Source organism: [Clostridium] hylemonae DSM 15053 (assembly GCF_008281175.1).
In the GTDB taxonomy this organism is placed as follows: Bacteria; Bacillota; Clostridia; order Lachnospirales; family Lachnospiraceae; genus Extibacter; species Extibacter hylemonae.
This window is the reverse complement of sequence record NZ_CP036524.1, coordinates 719,404-734,879: the sequence shown is the minus strand read 5'-3', so window position 1 is coordinate 734,879 and position 15,476 is coordinate 719,404. Positions and strand designations below refer to the sequence as shown.

Below are 15,476 nucleotides of genomic sequence, written 5' to 3'. Positions count from 1 at the left end.
TCTTGTATACAGTGTACTTATAGTATACTCATGTTCTCCTTAAAAATCAATATCTTATCCCCTGGTTTTACCTGTTCCGACTCCAGTCCGTTCACTTCCATGATCCCTTCCACTGTAGTGCTGTAGCGTTTGGCGAGATCCCAGAGCAGGTCCCCGTCCCGGACGATATATCCGACAATACCCGGACGCCGCTCCATCTCTTCCATGTCTACCGGTTCAAAGTCCACTTCCTCAATATTGGAAATGCGCACCGGCTGCTTTAAGAAGCTGTTGAACGCCAGCACTGCCTTGACCTCTATCTCGTCGCTTCCAAGCAGGCCGATGGAGAGCTGTTCCACCGCATAGGTCAGATCGTATGTCATATCACTGCTCGTTTCATTACTCTCCAGCAGATAGGAAAACGGGACCATCCCCTGCCACGTATCAAACGGAATGACGTCGTCTGCCTTTACATAGAGAAAACTGATGTGGAGCACGCCCTCTATCTGAATACCGCCGTCCACGATCTCCGTCCGTTCCAGCTGTATCTTTCCGCTGCTGTGGCACACCTGCAGCATACTGTCCTTTATCTCCGGAAGAGACAGCTGCTCGATCACTTTACATTTTGAGTGGTTCTGCATGAGCAGCTTTTCAAAGGTCTCTTCTGTGATCCTCGGAATACATTTCTGTTCGAGAGAATATACATCCTCCAGCACATCCTCGTTTTCTTCTTCATACACGATAAGCCGCATCTCAAGCGTTGCCTCCACGCCGAGCAGCCGCATCTCTCCGTCCTCATCCATGCGGATATCGATATTGACGTCCGCAAGTTCCGGATAGATCTGATGATACATATTATCTTGTGCTCCGTAACATTCTATACGTCCTTCGTAAGGAATCACCTGTTCGATCCAGTCCGTCTTGCCTTCCAGCGATTCATAAAAGCAGAACAGCATCAGCTCTCCCTGGATGAGCATCTCGTCCGCGCCAAGCCTCGTATCGAGCTTGCGGCTCGTCACGTCTGTCCAGAGCAGTGTGCCTACATTCTCTTTCGTCCCGCTGATGGCCACTTCTTCTTTGATGCGGTATGTATCTTTCTTCGAGGTGAGCATGCGCAGCATCTGTCTCCCCGTATACCGCTTATAAAGCGGTGAATCGCTCAAGATATCCGTCGTTACTTCCAGGTCGTCCATACCCTCTGAAGATACCTGAAGCTCCACGAGCGCTTTCAGGTTCAGCTTTCTCGAGTGAATCGTCGTCACCGTAAGGTCTATATTGGAAGATTTGATAAACGGTGCGCCCTCCGGCTCCTGCTCGGTGTATATCATCTCTTCAAAAGGAATCCGCCCTTCCAGAGCCGACAGTCTCGATTCCCCCTCCTCTGTCACATACAATACTTTGAAGTTCATCTTACCGGTGACGCGGATATAATTTTCCACGACCTTCATATCTTCTACGTCAAGTGTTCCTTCCCCGAGAATAATACGCATCACGTCGCTTTTTACGTCCGGTACATTGTAGTCGTCGTCAATGTAAAACTGATCGGCAATGACTTTACCCATCCGGTACGTCTGTACCTGTTTTTTCATATATTCCATTTTCTTACCTCCTTAATCAAATTCTACATTTTTGTCGCTGTATTCCATTTTTATAACTACATACGGGTACGTAGGTTTTTTCAGCACCTCTTCTGTTTTGTCCGGCCCGAGAAGGCTGCTCTTCATACAGACCGCATTGGAAGTCTCATAACATTCCGGCACCTCCACACTGTACCCGCTTGTATCTTTTGTCCCATATCCACGGGCAATGTACAGATATCCATTATCCCCGTATGTGAGCCTGAACGGTTCCGCCCTGGCCTCTTCTATCTGTGCGGCCAGCTCTTCGGGGATATCCTCCGGATCGACCACCGTAAAATCAATATCCCTGATCTTGTCTTTGTCCGTCTTTGTGACAGAACATGAAGTAAGCAGAAGCGTGCAGGCCAGAAGAAGCACGCAGGAGCATAATCTTTTCATCAGATTCCTCAAAGCTACATTCTCTTTAACATCATACACAGCAAAGCTATGAAAAATTCCAATTTTGTAGTATAATAGACGCGTATTTGTCATAAAACTACTTAATCTCTATAGAAAGCAGGCGTATCCACATGAAAGAACAGAAAAGAATTTCCGGCATTCTGCTGCATCCCACTTCTCTGCCGTCCCCGTACGGCATAGGCGATCTGGGAGCAGAAGCCTATGAATTTGTGGACTTCCTGGAGCGTGCGGGCCAGCATATCTGGCAGATGCTCCCGCTCACCCATACCGGCTACGGCGACTCCCCGTACCAGAGCTTTTCCGCGTTTGCGGGCCAGCCCCTTCTCATAAGCCCGGCGCACTTAAAAGAACTGGATCTTGTACAGGGGTACGAGATATTACACTGCCCGGTGCGCGACGACGAGCATATCGATTACGGGGTGATCATTCCGTGGAAGCAGCGCATTTTCAAAAATGCCTACCGGCGTTTCCTCACTTCGGCCTATCAGGACTCCCACAGAGAGCTCATCACGTCCTACACCGCATTCTGCGCGCAGAACGCGGGCTGGCTGGACGACTATGCGCTGTTTATGGCGTGCAAGGACGCTCACGGAGGTGTGAGCTGGCTTGAGTGGGAGGACAATTTCCGCTGTCCTTCCCCGGAGTACAAGGCACAGCTTAAAGAGGACTTTGAAAAAGAATGCGGCTTTTATCAGTTTCTCCAGTTCCTCTTTTTTGAAGAGTGGGCAAAGCTCAAAGCTTATGCCAACCGGCATGAGATACAGATCATCGGGGATCTTCCTATCTTCGTCTCCATGGACAGCGCGGATGTGTGGGCGAACCAGCACTTGTTTCAGCTTGATTCCAGAGGGTATCCCGTCAAGGTGGCAGGCGTGCCGCCGGATTATTTCTCCGAGACCGGCCAGCTGTGGGGCAATCCGCTCTACCACTGGAACGCACACGAGGAGGATGGCTTTGCGTGGTGGATCTCGCGCATGCGCCATCAGCTATCCCTGCTTGATATTGTGAGGATCGACCACTTCCGCGGTTTTGAGGCATACTGGTCTGTCCCGTACGGGGAGGAGAATGCCGTGCACGGAGAATGGGTCAAAGCTCCGGGCCGGGAACTGTTTCGTGCCGTGGAGGACGCGCTCGGCAGCGGCCTTCCGATCATTGCGGAGGATCTGGGCGTCATCACACCGGAAGTGAAAGCGCTGAGGGATGAATTTCATTTCCCCGGCATGAAGGTGCTTCAGTTTGCGTTTGAGGGAACGCAGGAAAATGACTTTCTCCCTCATCAGTTCACGACGACCCGCTGTGCCTGTTACACCGGAACACACGACAATGACACGACGCTTGGGTGGTACGAGACACTTGACCCCGCCTGTAAAGAAAAGGTTAAGCGGTATACGAACTCCGACGGCACGAAGGTCAACAAGGAGTTCATCCGTCTCTGTATGGGCAGCATCGCCGCGTATGCGGTCGTGCCGATGCAGGATGTGCTCTCCTACGGCAAAGAGGCGCGGATGAACATTCCCGGCACCGCCTCCGGCAACTGGAACTGGCGTTTTAAAAAGGGGATCTTAAGCGCGCTGCTCGCCAAGGAACTGAAGGATCTGGCCATATTATATGGAAGATATTAAATTATTACTAAATTGAGACAGAGAGGTTATACTGATGATAAGATTTATTTGTGTTGTGATCGTGCTGATACTGTATCTTGTTCTGGGCATCCCGGTACTTGGCGTGGAATGGATCATCCGTAAGTTCAGAAGGAAGAGCGCGGATATGAGCTCCCTTCGGCTCGTACAGTGGGTATTCCGTCTTATGCTTTGCATCGCCGGGGTGGAAGTCACTGTCATCGGGGAGGAAAACGTACCGGACGAACCGGTCCTCTTTATCGGCAACCACAGGAGCTACTTTGACATACTCATCACCTATTCCCGCTGCCGCCGGCTCACCGGATATATCGCCAAGAAGGAGATGCTGCGCTACCCGCTTCTGAGAGACTGGATGAAACGGCTGTACTGCCTGTTTCTCGACAGAAGCACGCCAAAGGAAGGGCTTAAGACGATACTGAAGGCCATCGAATATGTGAAGGAAGGCATCTCCATCTGCATCTTCCCCGAAGGTACGCGCAATGACGGTGAAGAACTCAGCATGCTGCCGTTCCACGACGGCTCTTTTAAGATCGCGGAAAAGACCGGCTGCGCCATTATACCGATGAGCCTCAACAATACACACGCTATATTTGAACAGCAGTTCCCGAGGATCAAAAAGACACATGTCGTGCTGGAATACGGCGCGCCCATCTATCCGAACGAGCTGGATAAAGAGACGAAAAAGCATCTCGGACAATACTGCCAGAACATCATACAAGAGACGATCAATAAGAACCAGAGGCTTGTCTAAGCCTCTGGTTGATTACTTTTCTCTTTTACATTTTATGCGTACGGTGATATAATAAGACAGAATATTTATTTAGACAGGGCGGTTTGGGCTGTCCGGAGAAAAAAGGAGTTTTAACAGGAAAATGAGTAGAAGAGATTTGACCCTGCTGACAGACTTATATGAGTTGACGATGATGCAGGGTTATTATGAACAGGGACAGAACGAAACTGTGATTTTTGACGTGTTTTTCCGCCAGAATCCCTGCAACAATGGTTATTCCGTATGTGCCGGACTTGACCAGGTAATTGACTATATCAAGAATCTGAATTTCACATATGACGATGTGGACTATCTCAGAAGCCTGGGAATCTTCAGTGAAGATTTCCTCCACTATCTGAGCGGTTTTCATTTCAGCGGCGATATCTACGCCATTCCGGAAGGAACTGTCATATTTCCGAAGGAACCTCTGCTGAAGGTCGTTGCGCCTATCATGGAGGCCCAGCTTGTGGAGACGGCGATACTGAACATTATCAACCACCAGTCACTTATAGCGACCAAGACGTCACGGATCGTATTTGCCGCAAACGGGGATGGTATTATGGAGTTTGGCCTGCGGCGCGCACAGGGTCCGGATGCCGGCCTGTACGGCGCAAGAGCGGCCATGATAGGAGGCTGCGTAGGTACTTCCAACGTGCTTGCCGGACAGCTTTTTGACGTTCCGGTCATGGGCACACACGCGCACAGCTGGATCATGAGCTTTAAAGACGAGTATTCCGCGTTCAGAGCCTATGCTGAGATGTATCCTGACAACTGTACTCTTCTCGTTGACACGTACGATACGCTGAAGTCAGGCGTGCCAAATGCGATACGCGTATTTAAAGAGATGAAGGAGGAGGGCGTCCATTTCAAAAAATATGGCATCCGCCTCGACAGCGGCGACCTTGCCTATCTCTCCAAAGAGGCGCGCAAGATGCTGGATACGGCCGGTTTTTCAGACGCGACCATCACCGCTTCCAATGACCTTGACGAATACCTGCTCCACGATCTGAAGATGCAGGGCGCGGCCATCAATTCCTGGGGCGTCGGAACAAACCTCATAACGTCCAAGGACTGCCCTTCTTTCGGCGGGGTGTACAAGCTTGCCGCGATCCAAAATGAGGACGGGGAATTCATACCAAAGATAAAAATTTCTGAAAACACAGAGAAAATAACAAATCCTGGTAACAAAACGATCTATAGAATCTATGATAAAACAACAGGAAAAGTTAAGGCTGATTTAATCTGTTTTGTCGGGGAGACGTATGACACGAATGAGGACCTGCTCCTTTTCGACCCGATCGAAACATGGAAGAAGACAAAGCTTCCGGGCGGTTCTTACACCATGCGTGAAATCCTCGTTCCTGTATTTAAGAATGGGGAGTGCGTGTACAAATCTCCTTCTGTAAAAGAAATTGCCGCTTACTGCCGGCAGGAGAAGAAGACACTGTGGGAAGAGACGAAGCGTCTCTTCTATCCTCACCGTGTGTACGTGGATTTGTCACAGAAACTGTATGAAGTAAAGAAATCACTCTTAGATCAGATAAGTGCGACTAATTAAAAAGGAGAGTATTTGTTTATGAAGATTATCGTTTTAGCCGGAGGACTGAGTCCTGAGCGCGATGTATCCCTCATCTCGGGCGCCGGTATCTGCAGAACCTTAAGAGAACGGGGACACAAGGCATTTTTGCTGGATGTCTATCTCGGATTGCCTTACGATTCTGATAAGCTTAATGAGGTATTCGACCTTCCGGATGCCGGACTTGAGATCGCCAGTGGAATCAAGACGACCGCTCCGGATATCGAGGCGGTCAGAGCTTCCCGGCCCGACCAGTCTGAATGCTACCTCGGCCCAAATGTCGTTGAATTGTGCCGGCTGGCCGATATCACATTTATGGGACTTCACGGTTCTGTCGGTGAAAACGGAAAGATGCAGGCCACGTTTGATGTCCTCGGTATTAAGTATACCGGGCCGAATTCACTCGGATGCGCCATGTCCATGAACAAACTGGTGGCAAAGCAGGTATTTAAGATGACGCGCGTGCCTACTCCGCGCGGAACTTCGCTTACAGAAGAGACGAAGAACACACCGCTCGATGAGCTCGGCTACTATCTGCCGCTCGTCGTAAAGCCGTGTTCCAGCGGATCGAGCCTCGGCGTATATATCTGCCACACGGAAGAAGACTATAAGGAGGCGGTCCGCCGCTCCTTTGACGAGGACCATCAGGATGAAGTCGTCATAGAGCCGTTCATAAAAGGACGGGAATACGCCTGCGGCATTCTGGCCGGAAAGGCTTTGCCGCTCGTGGAGATCATTCCGAGAGACGAAGTGTTTTCTTATGAGAACAAATACCAGGACGGAGGGGCAACGGAGATATGTCCTCCGGTCTCTCTCGACGCAAAGACGATGAAGAAGATCCAGCGCGCCGGTGAAAAGGCGTTCGACGCGCTCCGCATGGACGTCTATGCCCGGGCGGACTTCATCGTGGATGAGACGGACGGCAGATTTTACTGTCTGGAGATGAACGGACTTCCGGGCATGACTCCTACAAGTCTTCTGCCGAGAGCCGCCCTGAACGCCGGGATGGATTATGGTGAACTGTGCGAGAAAATTATTGAAGAATCAATGAAAGTAAGAGGATAAGAACTATGAAAAACCTTACACTAGAAAACATTGCGAAGGCCTGTCACGGGACCTACCACGGCGACGAGAGTAAAAAAAGCCGCGAGGCGGCAGGCGTTGTGATCGACAGCAGAAAAGTTGAGAAGGATTACCTGTTTGTCGCCATTGACGGAGAGAATGTCAATGCGCACAAGTTTATCCCTGATACCATTGAAAAAGGCGCTCTCTGCGTTGTGTCCCACGAGGACCTCGGTGATACGGATTTTCCATATATTCTTGTAGAGTCCACCGGCCAGGCGCTTCTGGACATCGCCAAACTGTATCGGGATTCTTTTGACGTGACGGTAGTCGGGATCACAGGAAGCGTCGGCAAGACAAGTACAAAGGAAATGATCGCCTCCGTCGTGTCACAGAAATATAAGGTGCACAAGACGTTAGGGAATTTTAACAACGAATGGGGACTCCCGATCACTATATTTGAGATGGATGAATCCCATGAGGTGGTGATCCTGGAGATGGGAGTAAATCATTTCGGGGAAATGCGCCGGCTGTCGTCGGTCGCAAGCCCGGACATCTGCGTTATCACTAATATCGGTATCGCCCATCTGGAGTTCTTCAAGACAAGAGAAGGCATCCTCCAGGAGAAGTCCCAGATGATACAGGATATGAAAAACGGCGGCAGCATCATCCTCAACGGGGACGACGACCTGCTCTCAAAGATGGGGCCTGTCAAAGGCGTGACCCCGGTCCTGTTCGGCACGAACGAAGACTGCCAGTGCTACGCATCCGGCATTGTGCCCATGGGATTAAAAGGAACCGCCTGCACGATACATCTGCCGGACGGAGAAGCTTTTGACTGCCTCATCCCCACCCCGGGAGCCCATATGGTCTCCAACGCCCTGGCAGGCGCCGCCGTCGGCGCTGCTCTCGGCCTTACCGCAGATGAGATCAAGGCGGGCATCGAAGCACATACGACGCTGCCCGGACGAAATAACATCATCTCTACCGGCAGCCTCATGATACTCGACGACTGCTACAATGCCAATCCCGTGTCCACAAAAGCGGCGATCGACGTACTCGACATGGCCATCGGACGCAAAGTCGCAGTGCTCGGAAATATGGGCGAGCTTGGGAACAACGAAAAAGAACTCCACCGCGAAGTCGGCGAATACGCCGCAAAACACGGCATCGACGTTGTGTGCGGCATCGGAGATCTGGCGAAAGAGATCACCGAAAGCGCCGCAAAGGGCGCTTCTACAGAGACACACTGGTTTGCCGCGAAACAAGATTTCCTGGCAGAGATGCACCATATCATAAAAGAAGGGGACAACGTCCTTGTGAAAGCGTCGCACGGAATGCAGTTCCCTGAAATTGTTGAACAACTCAAGAAATTTTCATAGGGGTCAGACCCCTGCTGCACAGAGGGGTCTGACCCCTTTCAAAATTAAAGGAGTTACACATGAGTTATGAGATTTTAGCTTTAGATCTGGACGGTACTTTGACAAATTCCAGGAAGGAGATCTCAAGGCCGACGCTTGAGGCTTTGATCCGGATACAGGAGCAGGGCAAAAAAGTAGTGCTTGCCAGCGGGCGCCCTACACAGGGGGTGCTGCCGCTGGCGAGGCAGCTCCATCTGGACCGTTACGGCAGTTACATCCTCTCGTTCAACGGCGGAAGGATCACGGACTGCCGCAGCAGAGAGGTGATCTATAACAAGACACTGCCGATGGATGCCGTCGCGCCTCTGTTTGATATTGTGAATAAGTACCGGGACCGGGGCGTAGATATCGTCGGCTACACTTCTGATGCGCTGCTCTCCGGCGGAAGTACGAACAAGTACAGCGAGCTGGAGTCACGCATCAATCACATGCCGCTCAAAGCAGTGGATGATTTTCCGTCCCACATTACGGCTCCTCCCAACAAGTTTCTCATCACCGGCAGGCCTGAGATCATTCAGGAGGTAAAGGCCGAGGCGGCGGAAGCGTTCCGCTCTTATCTATATATATATCTGTCGGACCCGTTTTTTCTGGAGATCATGCCTCCGGGTATTGATAAGGCCCATTCTCTCCTCCGCCTGCTGACAGGCATCGGACTGACCGCGGACGAAATGATATGCTGCGGGGACGGCTATAATGACGTAACTATGATAGAGACGGCCGGTCTCGGTGTCGCCATGGCCAATGCCCAGCCTCTTGTCCTGGAAAAAGCAGACTACATAACGAAGTCAAACGACGAGGACGGCGTCCTCCACGTAATTGAAAAATTCATGGCGGACTGACCGTACGGACATGTCCCTGTCCGAAAAGCCGATACTCGGAAAACTGTTATCTGAACAAAAAAAGGAGACTCTGCACTGTTGATGCATAGTCTCTTTTCTTCACTTACGCAATGCCCCTTTTATTTCAGTTCTTCCAGACATTCGTTCAGGCGCTTATACTCTGCTTCCACCTCGGGAAACAGGGTGTCCAGTTTGTCGTATTCGCCTTCTCTCATGGCACTTACGATCTTCGCACACTTTTCACTCAGCTTATTCATCCCAAGGTTGGCCGAGAGTCCCTTCAGTGTATGGGCACACTTCTCTATTTCCTCATGATCCTTCTCTTCTATCGCCTTCACTAAATTCGGGTAAGTGGCTTCATCACCGAATCTGAGCAGATACTTCTTAAGCATCGCCTCGTTCTGGCAGAACCGCCGTATCGTCTCCTGCGGGTCTATCTCCATCTTTATAAGTACATCTATAAACTCCATAACGATCTCCTTTTATGTATACTCCTGATTATAGTGTTAAGTATATCACGAATCAGTTAAAAAATATACTCCTTAATCAATTATTCAAATAATATTCCTCGTACAGGGGTCTTATGCTGTCAGTGATCCTGCCGATGACCGCTATCCTCTCGTCTGCGTCGTACCGTCTGTTACCATGGAACGCGTGATATGCCCCCTGAATACAGTAGCTGAGCACGATATCCAGCATCATATCGCCGCGGTGCTGCGGATATTTCTCAAACAACATTTTCTTGACGCTCTCTTCAATGCGGTCAGAAAGGTGGCTGCTCTGGTCCCCCGAGAACACCGTATTTGTGAGCGAACTCTGGGACTGGTACGCAAGGAAGAGCTCCTGCGTAAAAGCAGCCGGATTCTCGATAATATATTCCGGGTGGGAGATGCTGTTTGTCACCGACTCTGCTATCTCTGCCTCCATCGTATCTGAAAGGTCGTAAATATCTCTGTAATGAGCGTAAAAGGTAGATTTGTTAATACAGGCGCCCGCACAGAGCTCTTTCACGGTTATTCTCTCCAGTGGTTTTCTGGAGCGCAGTTCTATAAATGCGTTTTTGATCCCTTTTTCCGTCTTTTCCATCCGCAGATCCAAAGCTTTCCTCTCCTTTTATACAACTCTTTTTTCCATCCGTCGTTTAAGCAACTGTTCTCCTTTAGCGGCGGTGGATACCATTTCTCTTTATCTGTATAATTATTATAAACAAAATAAACAACTGCTGTCTATTAGTGAAAGCAACAAATATTATAAACAGGAGAAAGCAAAATGGATTATTACGGCTTCTATACAGGAAAAGTGTTTGACGCATACAAATATCTCGGCGCCCACCCGGAAAACGGGGGCGTCACCTTCCGCACGTTCGCTCCCGCCGCCCGTAAAATAAGTGTGATCGGCGAATTCAACGGCTGGAATGAATATGATATGGACCGGATATATGACGGCAACTTCTGGGAATGTCATATACAAAGCGCGGGTCCGGGCATGATGTACAAATACCGCGTCTACCGCCAGGACGGCACTTTTATCGACCACTGTGACCCTTACGGATTCGGAATGGAACTGCGCCCTGCCAGCGCCTCCATTGTCCGCAGTCTCGGAGAACACCGTTTCCGCGACTGTCGTTGGATGTCAAAACGTACAGACTGTAAAGCAAAACCGCTTAATATATACGAGATACATTTCGGCTCCTGGAAAAAGCCTTCCGATGTGGAAGACGACTGGTATACTTACACCGAAATGGCAGAACTTCTCATTCCGTATCTCAAAGAATATCACTACAATTATGTGGAGATCATGCCGCTGAGCGAGCATCCGTGCGACGAGTCATGGGGCTACCAGAACACCGGCTTCTTCAGTCCCACCGCGCGCTACGGCACGGCGCGGCAGCTGATGGAATTCATCGATCTCTGCCACCAGAACGGCATCGGCGTGATCCTGGACTTCGTCCCGGTACACTTTGCGGTGGACGGCTACGCCCTCGCCCAATACGACGGAACGAGCCTGTATGAATATCCCCATGCCGACGTCGGCAGGAGCGAGTGGGGCAGCTTAAACTTCATGCACTCCCGCGGGGAAGTGAGAAGCTTTCTCCAGTCCGCCGCAAACTACTGGCTCACGGAATATCACGCGGACGGCATACGGATGGACGCGATCAGTAACATCATCTACTGGCAGGGCGATCCGGCCAGAGGGGTAAATAAGACTGCCGTGGAATTCATCCGGGAGATGAACCAGGGACTGAAAGGTATGCATCCGTCTGCAATTCTTTCAGCAGAAGACTCCACCTCCTATCCGGGGGTGACAAAAAGCGCAGACGAAGGCGGCCTCGGCTTTGACTATAAATGGGATATGGGGTGGATGAACGATACGCTTGAATATTTCATGACGGCGCCGGAATACAGAAGCCGGGACTATCACAAGCTTACCTTTTCCATGCATTACTATTACAGCGATTCCTACCTGCTGCCGCTGTCCCACGACGAAGTCGTCCACGGCAAGGCTGCCATCCTCCAGAAGATGAGCGGAGACTATGAGGACAAATTCCCCCAGGCAAGGGCATTTTATATGTATATGTACGCCCATCCGGGCAAGAAGCTCAGCTTTATGGGAAATGAATTCGGACAGCTGCGGGAATGGGATGAAAAACGTGAACAAGACTGGAATATACTGTCATATCCGATCCACGATGCATTCCACCGGTTTATGAAAGACTTAAGCGAGATCTACCTGTCCCATCCGGCATTCTCTGCCATGGACCACGACCAGAGAGGCTTTGCCTGGATCGACTGCGCACAGGAGGATCGCTGCATCTATGCCTTTGAGCGGACCAACGGGAACGAACGGGTCGCAGCTGTCTTTAATTTTTCCGGCAGGCCGCAGAAGCACTATCTCCTTCCCGCGGATAACAGCGCCCGGTACAGACTCCTGCTTTGCAGCGACGCACAGATCTACGGAGGCAATACTCCATGCGGCAGCGGCAGCCTTCATCCTGAAAATGGCTTTATCCCGCTGGATCTGTCCCCTTTCTGCGCGGTCTATTATCTGATCGTCTAGCTGAGCCGGGGCAGTATTTCACTCAGGTCCGCAACAGCGCGGTTGAGCCGCTGAAGCTCTTCCTCTGTCAGCTGCTCTTCCAGCGCTGTAATAAATGCCCTGTTCTTCAGATAATATCCGTCCAGATAGGATGCCGCGGTCGGAGTCAGCCGAATCCATACCGCCCTCCTGTCCTCCTCCCTGCATACACGTTCTACAAATTGATGCTCGCTCAGCTTGTCGATCAATTTTGTCACCTGCTGCTTCGGCACCTTAAGGTGCCGCGCCAGCTCGCTCATCGTGACGCAGCCGCATAGCTTAAGCGTCTCCAGACAGTAATATGTCTCCAGGCTCATCTCTTTGTTCAGCGTATCTTTAAACGGCCTCACAAGCTTGGCATGCCAGTTCGGCATAACGAGAAGCAGGTTCTGGACAAATTTTTCCGACGTCTTTTCTGATTCCATCTCTTTTCTCCTTATTGACAAATGAATTTGAAAATGCTAATCTTTATTCTTGTATATTAGTAAATAATATATGACTATCATATATTATTTATATTTTATATAATTATACGGTACACAGACATTTGTTTCAACCTAAAAGGAGATGCAGTATATCAATGAACATAAAAAATTGGGATATGCCGAAAATAACGAAGGACAAAGTCCGTTTCAGTACGCTGAACTTTCTCTTCATTATCGCCTATGTAAACATTTTCCAGCTTGTATTCGGTCCGGAGAATTCCATCACCGGCGTCATATTTACTATCATGATGTCCGCTTCCATGGTAAGGGATATGACCGCTTCCCCGGTAAAGCATCTGTTTGTCCAGGCGGCTGTACTCGTCTGGATGGCGCTTGCCGCTTACTGGGTCAATACCCTCTCTGCACCTTGGTCCTTTACAGTTAATTTTATCACAATTCTTATCATTTTGTACGCATTTACCTATGAATATTCAAGCCATATGTATTTTCCCTACATCTTGTCCTATCTGTTTCTCGTATACATCTCTCCGGCGGATGCAGGGCAGCTTCCGCGCAGGCTGCTCAGTATGCTCACAGGGGCAGTCTCCATCCTCCTATACCAGTGGTTTATGGGACGGAACCGGGCGGCGGAGACTGCAAGAGACGTGCTCGTGCAAATGATAGATGACATACTCCTTCTGATCGCCTGTAAGAACCGGGAATCGTCAGAGCCCCCTTCCCCCGCCGATGTGCACCGCAGCCTCAGCCGGCTGAGCCAGATGGTGTACGAGCGCCGCAGAAAAGTCCTCTGTGTCTCCGACGCTGCCTTCTCCATGATAGCCGCAGGCAGGGGGCTTGAGCATCTCTACCTTCTTGTCAGCGAACTTCCGGATCATCTTTCGCTCCAGAACCGCAGCCTCCTTCTCCATACCGAGACCGTCCTGGAAAGCTTCCGTGCCTTTCTCTGTCAGGAGGCCGGCCATCTGCCGCCCCGGGAGCAGTGCAGCTTCCCCTCCGGCAGCAGCGGAGCGTCCGAGCCGTTCTCCAGGGCGCTACTCTACATACGCGGCCGGATGCTTCACATGACAGACCCGGAGCGCAGAACCCATTACCGCAGGACTGTCCTTTCTCTGAAAGTACGCCTACAGGCGGCGCTCGGCTTAAGTCCGGTCCGGGCCGTGTACGCCCTGAGGACCGCTCTTCTTCTGTCCTTCGCCGCGCTGCTCGTGCAGTTCTGGGCTCTCCCTCACGGACGCTGGCTTATGTTCACCCTGGCCTCCGTCTCACTGCCGTATGCGGATGACGTCCCTGTCAAAATGAAGAAGCGGCTCACCGCCACGCTCGCAGGAGGGCTTATATCCGTAGTCATTTATTCCCTCATACCTTCCGCCGCAGGCCGCACGGCCGCCATGATGCTCTCCGGCTATATATCTTTTTATTTCACCGACTATGCACAGACCTTCGCCTGCTCCACCGTCGGAGCGCTTGGCGGCGCCGTGTTCATGACCGCGTTCGGTCTTCCGGCTGTGGGGCATATCTTTCTCATCAGACTTGGCTATATCCTGGCCGGAATCGCCGCGGCATTTGCAGTTAACTGTCTGCTTCTTCCGTATACCAGGAAAATGGCCACAAGACATCTTTGGAAAAAATACAGAACCGTCACAGAACTGCTGGCAGACATATGCCGTACAGACGAAGCAGATACCCAGCTATACTATCATCTCGTCATACAGGCTTATATGATGGAGGAGAAGCTGGCCCAGAATGCCGAGCTGGAGGAATGGTCGGGATTCCCCGGGCTGTTAAGGGAATGCCGGGAAAAAGTATATCAGGCTCACCGCACACTTGCCGCAAAGCAGAACGATGCCCCGGCTTTTGAACCGGGGCATCTGTCCTGATATGTACATGTTATTATCTACGTTCTCTTAACAGCCTTAACGATAAGCATCATCGGACGCCGCATCTCGTCTGCCATTCCCGGAATATGCAGCATGTCGTCCGGCGGCTGCGGCTCGATGATATTAAGAAGCTCAAATCCATTTTCCAGAAGTGTATTCAGATACGTGGTCAGCGTCCTGTGGTATTTTGTGACCGGCTCACCGAGAAATACTGCGTCCCGTTTTCCCTCAAAGTAGTAATTGTCCACAGGGAAATGCAGTATCTCCCCCTGTTCATCATAGTACCAGTCCTGAGTGCCGTACGCGGTAAATACCGGATGTTCCGCTGAGAACACAAAAAAGCCCCCGGGAGACAAGACCCGGCTTATCTTTTTCACGACCGGCTGAAACTCCTTCACATAATGAAACGCCAGCGAGCTGAGGACTACGTCAAAGGAATGATCCGGAAGCTCCAGATCCTCCATGGCGCAGCGCCTGTATTCGATCCTCTCATGACTGTTCTTCTCCCGGGCGGTTTCCAGCATCTTTGCGGAAATATCCGTGCCGAGTACGTATTCTGCTCCGTTTTGCGCCGCATACAGACAGTGCCATCCGTACCCGCATCCGAGATCAAGCACACACTTTCCCCGAAAATCCGGAAGCACCTTCTGCAGTTCGGACCATTCTCCCGCTCCTTTTAATCCTTGCTGAGACCGGCTCATCTCACTGTATTTTTTAAAAAAACTGTCACTGTCATACTTGTTCTCTTTCATA

Annotated in this window: 14 protein-coding genes; 8 read left to right on the top strand and 6 right to left on the bottom strand. The window is 50.8% G+C overall.

The features are described from left to right. Nucleotides 1–17: 17 nt before the first annotated feature. A complete protein-coding gene (locus LAJLEIBI_RS03385) occupies nucleotides 18–1,577 on the bottom strand; it encodes a DUF3794 and LysM peptidoglycan-binding domain-containing protein (protein WP_006444846.1) in 1,560 nt (519 codons plus the stop codon). A 12-nt stretch (nucleotides 1,578–1,589) separates the two neighbouring features. Continuing rightward, on the bottom strand, nucleotides 1,590–1,997 hold the full coding sequence (locus LAJLEIBI_RS03380) for a protease complex subunit PrcB family protein (protein WP_040436038.1): 408 nt from the start codon (nucleotides 1,995–1,997) through the stop codon (nucleotides 1,590–1,592). Between the two features lie 131 nt (nucleotides 1,998–2,128). Between LAJLEIBI_RS03380 and malQ the strand changes: the two genes are divergently transcribed. The 6 genes from malQ (at nucleotide 2,129) to LAJLEIBI_RS03350 (ending at nucleotide 9,325) form a co-directional block, all read left to right on the top strand. Beyond that, nucleotides 2,129–3,640 (top strand): 4-alpha-glucanotransferase, encoded by a 1,512-nt coding sequence (gene malQ / locus LAJLEIBI_RS03375; protein WP_006444844.1) that lies wholly within the window; start codon nucleotides 2,129–2,131, stop codon nucleotides 3,638–3,640. A 34-nt stretch (nucleotides 3,641–3,674) separates the two neighbouring features. After that, nucleotides 3,675–4,409 (top strand): lysophospholipid acyltransferase family protein, encoded by a 735-nt coding sequence (locus LAJLEIBI_RS03370; protein WP_006444843.1) that lies wholly within the window; start codon nucleotides 3,675–3,677, stop codon nucleotides 4,407–4,409. Nucleotides 4,410–4,530: 121 nt separating this feature from the next. Next, nucleotides 4,531–5,985 (top strand): nicotinate phosphoribosyltransferase, encoded by a 1,455-nt coding sequence (locus LAJLEIBI_RS03365; protein ID WP_006444842.1) that lies wholly within the window; start codon nucleotides 4,531–4,533, stop codon nucleotides 5,983–5,985. Nucleotides 5,986–6,003: 18 nt separating this feature from the next. Continuing rightward, nucleotides 6,004–7,068: a D-alanine--D-alanine ligase family protein gene (locus tag LAJLEIBI_RS03360; protein ID WP_006444841.1), complete on the top strand. Its 1,065-nt coding sequence runs from the start codon at nucleotides 6,004–6,006 to the stop codon at nucleotides 7,066–7,068. 5 nt (nucleotides 7,069–7,073) lie between these two features. Beyond that, entirely contained in the window at nucleotides 7,074–8,447 is a 1,374-nt protein-coding gene (locus LAJLEIBI_RS03355) for a UDP-N-acetylmuramoyl-tripeptide--D-alanyl-D-alanine ligase (RefSeq protein ID WP_006444840.1), read from the top strand. Nucleotides 8,448–8,506: 59 nt separating this feature from the next. Continuing rightward, on the top strand, nucleotides 8,507–9,325 hold the full coding sequence (locus LAJLEIBI_RS03350) for a Cof-type HAD-IIB family hydrolase (RefSeq protein WP_006444839.1): 819 nt from the start codon (nucleotides 8,507–8,509) through the stop codon (nucleotides 9,323–9,325). Nucleotides 9,326–9,444: 119 nt separating this feature from the next. Here LAJLEIBI_RS03350 and LAJLEIBI_RS03345 read toward each other — a convergent pair whose 3' ends face one another. Then, nucleotides 9,445–9,795, bottom strand: a complete 351-nt coding sequence (locus tag LAJLEIBI_RS03345) for an Hpt domain-containing protein (protein ID WP_006444838.1) — start codon at nucleotides 9,793–9,795, stop codon at nucleotides 9,445–9,447. A 76-nt stretch (nucleotides 9,796–9,871) separates the two neighbouring features. Continuing rightward, the gene (locus tag LAJLEIBI_RS03340) at nucleotides 9,872–10,423 is read right to left on the bottom strand and encodes a TetR/AcrR family transcriptional regulator (RefSeq protein ID WP_040435947.1); all 552 of its coding nucleotides are present in this window, start codon (nucleotides 10,421–10,423) and stop codon (nucleotides 9,872–9,874) included. Nucleotides 10,424–10,594: 171 nt separating this feature from the next. On the opposite strand from LAJLEIBI_RS03340, the gene glgB reads away from it, so the two are divergent. Further along, nucleotides 10,595–12,382 carry a 1,4-alpha-glucan branching protein GlgB gene (glgB, locus tag LAJLEIBI_RS03335; protein WP_006444836.1) on the top strand — a complete coding sequence of 596 codons (1,788 nt, stop codon included), beginning with the start codon at nucleotides 10,595–10,597 and terminating at the stop codon, nucleotides 12,380–12,382. Here glgB and LAJLEIBI_RS03330 read toward each other — a convergent pair. Then, nucleotides 12,379–12,825, bottom strand: coding sequence for a MarR family winged helix-turn-helix transcriptional regulator (locus LAJLEIBI_RS03330; RefSeq protein WP_006444835.1), 447 nt, complete (start codon nucleotides 12,823–12,825; stop codon nucleotides 12,379–12,381). The two genes, glgB and LAJLEIBI_RS03330, sit on opposite strands and share 4 nt — an antisense overlap. Nucleotides 12,826–12,980: 155 nt before the next feature. On the opposite strand from LAJLEIBI_RS03330, the gene LAJLEIBI_RS03325 reads away from it, so the two are divergent. Then, nucleotides 12,981–14,723: an FUSC family protein gene (locus LAJLEIBI_RS03325; protein ID WP_006444834.1), complete on the top strand. Its 1,743-nt coding sequence runs from the start codon at nucleotides 12,981–12,983 to the stop codon at nucleotides 14,721–14,723. Nucleotides 14,724–14,740: 17 nt separating this feature from the next. Here the strand turns inward: LAJLEIBI_RS03325 and LAJLEIBI_RS03320 are convergent, their stop codons facing one another. Further along, on the bottom strand, nucleotides 14,741–15,475 hold the full coding sequence (locus LAJLEIBI_RS03320) for a class I SAM-dependent methyltransferase (protein WP_006444833.1): 735 nt from the start codon (nucleotides 15,473–15,475) through the stop codon (nucleotides 14,741–14,743). Nucleotide 15,476: the final 1 nt, after the last annotated feature.

Bases quoted from the DNA above. Each gene is read 5' to 3' on its own strand.
- LAJLEIBI_RS03355 (WP_006444840.1), top strand. From the start codon at position 7,074: ATGAAAAACCTTACACTAGAAAACATTGCGAAGGCCTGTCACGGGACC.
- LAJLEIBI_RS03370 (WP_006444843.1), top strand. From the start codon at position 3,675: ATGATAAGATTTATTTGTGTTGTGATCGTGCTGATACTGTATCTTGTT.
- LAJLEIBI_RS03350 (WP_006444839.1), top strand. From the start codon at position 8,507: ATGAGTTATGAGATTTTAGCTTTAGATCTGGACGGTACTTTGACAAAT.
- LAJLEIBI_RS03385 (WP_006444846.1), bottom strand. From the start codon at position 1,577: ATGGAATATATGAAAAAACAGGTACAGACGTACCGGATGGGTAAAGTC.
- LAJLEIBI_RS03325 (WP_006444834.1), top strand. From the start codon at position 12,981: ATGAACATAAAAAATTGGGATATGCCGAAAATAACGAAGGACAAAGTC.
- LAJLEIBI_RS03330 (WP_006444835.1), bottom strand. From the start codon at position 12,825: ATGGAATCAGAAAAGACGTCGGAAAAATTTGTCCAGAACCTGCTTCTC.
- LAJLEIBI_RS03360 (WP_006444841.1), top strand. From the start codon at position 6,004: ATGAAGATTATCGTTTTAGCCGGAGGACTGAGTCCTGAGCGCGATGTA.
- glgB (WP_006444836.1), top strand. From the start codon at position 10,595: ATGGATTATTACGGCTTCTATACAGGAAAAGTGTTTGACGCATACAAA.
- LAJLEIBI_RS03320 (WP_006444833.1), bottom strand. From the start codon at position 15,475: ATGAAAGAGAACAAGTATGACAGTGACAGTTTTTTTAAAAAATACAGT.
- LAJLEIBI_RS03345 (WP_006444838.1), bottom strand. From the start codon at position 9,795: ATGGAGTTTATAGATGTACTTATAAAGATGGAGATAGACCCGCAGGAG.
- LAJLEIBI_RS03380 (WP_040436038.1), bottom strand. From the start codon at position 1,997: ATGAAAAGATTATGCTCCTGCGTGCTTCTTCTGGCCTGCACGCTTCTG.
- LAJLEIBI_RS03365 (WP_006444842.1), top strand. From the start codon at position 4,531: ATGAGTAGAAGAGATTTGACCCTGCTGACAGACTTATATGAGTTGACG.
- malQ (WP_006444844.1), top strand. From the start codon at position 2,129: ATGAAAGAACAGAAAAGAATTTCCGGCATTCTGCTGCATCCCACTTCT.